Origin of the sequence: Microbacterium sp. 71-23 (assembly GCF_001897265.1) — a bacterium.
Taxonomy (GTDB): domain Bacteria; phylum Actinomycetota; class Actinomycetes; order Actinomycetales; family Microbacteriaceae; genus Microbacterium; species Microbacterium ginsengisoli.
The window spans coordinates 1-4,888 of the sequence record NZ_MKSL01000052.1; the positions used below are offsets into that span (position 1 = coordinate 1).

General features: G+C 72.8%; 6 protein-coding genes. 2 read left to right on the forward strand and 4 right to left on the reverse strand.

The annotated features are described in order from the left end of the window. Positions 1-255 (reverse strand): hypothetical protein (locus BGO15_RS14675; protein WP_286748440.1); only part of this gene is annotated, 255 nt, incomplete at its 3' end. A 69-nt stretch (positions 256-324) separates the two neighbouring features. Here BGO15_RS14675 and BGO15_RS14680 point away from each other — a divergent pair. Then, positions 325-1,161 (forward strand): aldo/keto reductase, encoded by an 837-nt coding sequence (locus BGO15_RS14680; RefSeq protein ID WP_286748441.1) that lies wholly within the window; start codon positions 325-327, stop codon positions 1,159-1,161. A gap of 4 nt (positions 1,162-1,165) precedes the next feature. Continuing rightward, complete coding sequence (locus tag BGO15_RS14685) at positions 1,166-3,016, forward strand: thioredoxin domain-containing protein (RefSeq protein WP_286748442.1); 1,851 nt, start codon at positions 1,166-1,168, stop codon at positions 3,014-3,016. On the opposite strand, the gene BGO15_RS14690 is transcribed toward BGO15_RS14685, so the two are convergent. From BGO15_RS14690 to BGO15_RS14700, 3 genes are all read right to left on the reverse strand, one after another. After that, positions 3,013-3,177: a hypothetical protein gene (locus tag BGO15_RS14690; protein ID WP_286748443.1), complete on the reverse strand. Its 165-nt coding sequence runs from the start codon at positions 3,175-3,177 to the stop codon at positions 3,013-3,015. The genes BGO15_RS14685 and BGO15_RS14690 overlap by 4 nt on opposite strands. Before the next feature lie 3 nt (positions 3,178-3,180). After that, positions 3,181-4,365, reverse strand: a complete 1,185-nt coding sequence (locus tag BGO15_RS14695) for a cation:proton antiporter (RefSeq protein WP_286748444.1) — start codon at positions 4,363-4,365, stop codon at positions 3,181-3,183. 16 nt (positions 4,366-4,381) lie between these two features. Then, the coding region (locus BGO15_RS14700) for a cation:proton antiporter regulatory subunit (RefSeq protein WP_286748445.1) at positions 4,382-4,888 on the reverse strand (507 nt) is incomplete at its 5' end.

The window sequence follows — 4,888 nt, forward strand, 5'->3', positions numbered from 1 at the left end:
GCCGAGCGGGACGGCGAGCTCCTCGGCGATGCGCTCGGCGATCGTGCGGGCCGCGATCCGGCGCGGCTGGGTGTGCGCGATGCGCGTGCGACCGAGCTCGAGGCAGATCTTCGGCAGTTGGGTGGTCTTGCCCGAGCCCGTGGCACCCGCCACGATCACGACCTGGTGCGCGTTCAGGGCGCGCGCGATCTCGTCCCGGGCGGCGCTGACGGGCAGCTCCGGCGGGTACGAGATGACGGGCTCCGGCGTGGACACAGCCCTCGATCGTATCCCGCCGCTGTCAACCCCGGCGCCGCGGCCGGCCGCTCCTCCTAGGCTGGAGTCATGACGGTTCCCCACATCCTCCTGCACGACGGCCACCGCATCCCCCAGCTCGGCTTCGGTGTCTTCAAGGTGCCGGCCGCGGAGGCCGAGCGGGCCGTGAGCGCCGCCCTCGAGTTCGGCTACCGCCACATCGACACGGCCGCCATCTACGGCAACGAGGAGGGCGTGGGCGCCGCGATCGCCGCATCCGGCATCCCGCGCGAGGAGCTGTTCGTCACGACCAAGCTCTGGAACGACCGCCACGTCGGCGACGAGCCGCGCGCGGCGATCGAGGAGAGCCTCGGCAAGCTCGGCCTCGATCGCGTGGACCTGTACCTCATCCACTGGCCGACGCCGGCCCGCGACCACTACTCGCACGCGTGGGAGCGGCTGATCGCGCTGCGGGGGGCCGGGCTCACGCGCAGCATCGGCGTCTCGAACTTCCGCGTGCCGCACCTGGAGCGGATCGTCGCCGATACCGGCATCGTCCCCGCCGTCGACCAGATCGAGCTCCACCCCGCCCACCAGCAGCGCGACGTCACCGACTGGGCCGTGCGCAACGACGTCCGCATCGAGGCGTGGGGCCCGCTCGGTCAGGGCAAGTACGACCTGTTCGGCACCCCCGCCGTCGCCGACGCCGCCGCCGCGCACGACAAGACCCCGGCGCAGGTCGTCATCCGGTGGCACATCCAGAGCGGCTTCATCGTCTTCCCCAAGTCGGTGCGCCCCGAGCGGATGGCCGAGAACATCGACGTCTTCGACTTCGCGCTCGACGACCTCGAGATGGCGGCCATCGACGCGCTCGACCCGGGCGACGGGTCGGGGCGCGTGGGCGCGCACCCGGACGAGGTGAACTAGCGCCATGGACTCCCGCCTCGCCGACGCGGCCAGTCCGTATCTGCGAGCGCACGCCGGGAACCCGGTGGCGTGGTTCCCGTGGGCCTCCGCCGCCTTCGCCGAGGCGGAGCGCCGCGACGTGCCGGTGATGGTGTCGATCGGCTACTCGACCTGCCACTGGTGCCATGTGATGGCGCGCGAGTCCTTCGACGACCCGCAGACCGCCCGCGAGCTGAACGACGGCTTCGTCGCGATCAAGGTCGACCGGGAGGAGCATCCCGAGGTCGATGACGCGTACCTCGCCGCCGCGAGCGCGTTCACCCCGCATCTCGGGTGGCCGCTGACGGTGTTCACGACGCCCGAGGGCCGTGCCTTCTTCGCGGGCACGTACTTCCCGCCCGAGCCGCGCGGGGGCGTGCCGGCGTTCCGGCAGGTGCTGGCCGCCGTGAGCGAGGCGTGGCGCGAGCGCCGCGACGAGCTCCTCTCGACGGCGGATGCCGTCGCCGACGCGCTGGCCGCCGCGACCGTGCGGGCGGGGTCCGTCGGCGAGAGCCCCGCGCTCGCGCGACTGGCGGATGCCGCCCGTCGTGCCCTCGAGCGCGAGGACCCCGAGTACGGTGGGTTCGCCCCGCCCGGTGCGTCCGTGACGACGCCGAAGTTCCCGACCGTGCCCGCGCTCCGGTTCCTCCAGGCACCCGCGCTCGCCGAGGAGGTTCCGGATGCCGCAGCCGTGGCCGCCCGCGCCGTCGCCGCCATGGCGGCCTCTCCGCTGCGCGACGGTGTCGACGGCGGATTCTTCCGCTACGCCACCCGCCGCGACTGGACGGTACCGCACTACGAACGCATGCTCACCGACAACGCGGGGCTGATCGAGGTCGCCCTGGACGCGGGAGCGACCGAGGTCGCCCGCGGCATCGCGAACTTCCTCCTCGACGTGCTGCAGCGCGAGAACGGCGGTTTCGCCGCGGCGCAGGACTCCGAGTCGTGGATCGACGGCGCGCGCAGCGAGGGCGGTTACTACGCGAGGGATGCGGCCGCCCGTGCAGCGCTGGAGCCGCCGGACATCGACGGCAAGGTCGTCACCGGCTGGAACGGAATGGCGATCGCCGCCCTCGCCCGAGCGGGGCGTCGCCGCGGCGAGCCACGCTGGATCGAGGCGGCGCGATGGGCCGCCGACGCTGTGCTTGAGGCCAACGTGCGCGGCGACGGACGCCTCGCACGCGCATCCCTCGACGAGGTCGTGTCGCGCGCGGCAGCCACTCTCGAGGACTACGGTCTGCTCGCCGAGGGACTCGCCGCGCTCGCCGCCGCGACCGGCGAGGTCGCGTACGCCGACCGCGCGCGGGAGCTCGTCGACGGATGCCTCACCGGCGATGGCGCTCCGCTCCCGCCGGGCGGCGGCGACCCCGTTCTGGCCGCGCGCGGGATCCCATCGGCCCCCGCCGCGTCGGACGGCGACCATCCGTCGGGACCCGCCGCGTTCGCCGCGGCCGCGCTCTCCCTGTGGCTGCTCGGCGCGGGGGAGCGGTACCGCGAGGCGGCGGCATCCGTCGTGCGCGACCATGCCGCCGCAGCCCTCGCCGAACCCCTCGCGAACGGGGCGATGCTGAGGATCGCGGCGCAGCTCGCCGTGCCGCCCCGGCAGGTCGTGGTGGTCGGCGCCGGGCCGGACGCCGACGCTCTCGCCGCTGCGGCCGCGACCCTCACCGCCGACGTGTTCGCCGTGGCCACCGCGGCACAGGCCGACGCGTTCGCCGACGCGGGGTTCACCCTCTTCGACGGCAAGGCCGCGGATGGCCCGCTCGCGTACGACTGCCGCGACTTCGCGTGTCGGCTGCCCGCCGCCGCGCCCGCCGAGCTGCAGTCGGCCCGCTAGCGTCCTCTGCGTCGGCGGCGGACGGCGAACCCCGCCGCGACGACCAGCACGACCATCACGAGCCCCGGCACGGCGAGCCAGCCGACGTCTGTCGCGGAGGTGTCCTGACAGTCGAGCGTCGCCGTATGGCAGGAGGCCTGCACGATGCTCCACGCGTACACGGGCTATCCCGTCGCGACAGAGGCTCGGCGGGGCTTGGGCTTGGTGAGGCGTTTGAACCAGCCGGCGTCCGGCACGCGGGCGAGCACCGTGCCGCCGATGATCGTGAGGAACACGTACACGGCGGCGAGGGGCGCCAGCGCAGGCGCCGTGCCGGCGGCGAGGCCCGCGATGACGATCGAGAACTCGCCGCGGGGCGTCAGGGCGATGCCGGCGCGCCACCGACCCGGGATGCCGATGCCCGCGCGCTTCGCGGCGAGGTACCCGGTGAGGATCTTCGTCGCCATCGTGACGACAGCCAGGATCGCTCCGGGCAGCAGGACACTCGGAAGCTTGCTCGCGTCGGTGGCCAGTCCGAAGAACACGAAGAAGAACGCGGCGAACAGGTCCCGGAGCGGAGTCAGGACCTCCTGGGCGGTATGGGCGACGCGTCCGGAGAGGGCGATGCCGACGAGGAAGGCGCCGACCGCCGACGACACGCTCACCTCCTCGGCGAGCCCGGCGACGAGCATCGTCAGCCCGAGCACGCCGAGGAGCAGCGGCTCGGCGTGATCGGGCGTGAACAGCCGCGACACGATGTGGCCGAAGCGCAGCGCCACGAAGAGGATCAGCACGACGACTCCCACCGCGATCGCGACCCGGATCGCGCCCTGCGCGATGCTCACTCCGATCACGAGCGCCGACAGTGTCGGGAGGTAGAACGCCATCGCGAGGTCCTCGATGACGAGGATCGAGAGGATGACGGGCGTCTCCCGGTTGCCGATGCGGCCGAGGTCGCGCAGCAGCTTGGCGGCGACACCCGACGAGGTCACCCAGCAGATGCCGGCGACGGCGACCGCCGCCACCGGACCCCATCCGAGGATGAGGCCGAACGCGGCCCCGGGGAGCGCGTTGAGCAGGCCGTCGAGGAGCCCCGCGATGCGCGAGCGGCGCAGCCCGCTCAGCAGCTGATCGGCGGAGTACTCGAGCCCCAGCAGCGCGAGCAGCAGGATCACGCCGATCTGCGACCCGATCTCGAAGAAGCTCGCGCTCGCGTCGAGCGGGATGACACCGCCCGTGCCGAACGCCAGCCCCGCGATCAGGTACAGCGGGATGGGGGACAGCCCGATGCGGGCGGCGAGCCGGCCGAGCAGGCTCATGCCCAGGAGCAGGGCGCCGACCTCGATGAGGATGACTGTCGTATCGTGCATCGGCGGCGGCCCGGGATCAGTCCGGTCCGTCGGCGATGAGCCGCGCCGCGGCGTCGAGACCCTCACGGGTTCCGACGGTGACGATGACATCCCCTTCCCGAAGAGTCTGGGACGGCGTGGGGGACGGGATCACCTTGCGATCCCGGATGATCGCGACCACCGAGACGTGCGTGCGCGTGCGCGTCTTGGTGTCGCCGAGCGTGCGGCCGACGAACGGGGAGTCCGCGGGCAGCTCGATCTTCTCGGTGTACAGCCCGTCAGTCTCGTCGGTCAGCTTCGTGAGGCGGCTGATGGCGACCGAGGCGCCGAAGAGGTCGGCGAGCGCCTCGGCCTCGTCCTCGTTGATGGGGAGGGCGTAAGCGCAGGCATCCGGATCGTCGGCGTCGGAGATCGTCAGCTCGCGGTCGCCGTCGCGGTATGAGACGACACCGAGACGGCGTCCGTTCTCGGTGACCAGGTCGTGACGCACGCCGATGCCCGGCAGGTCGACCTTCTCAATCCTGATCGTCACGGGAATCGAGAT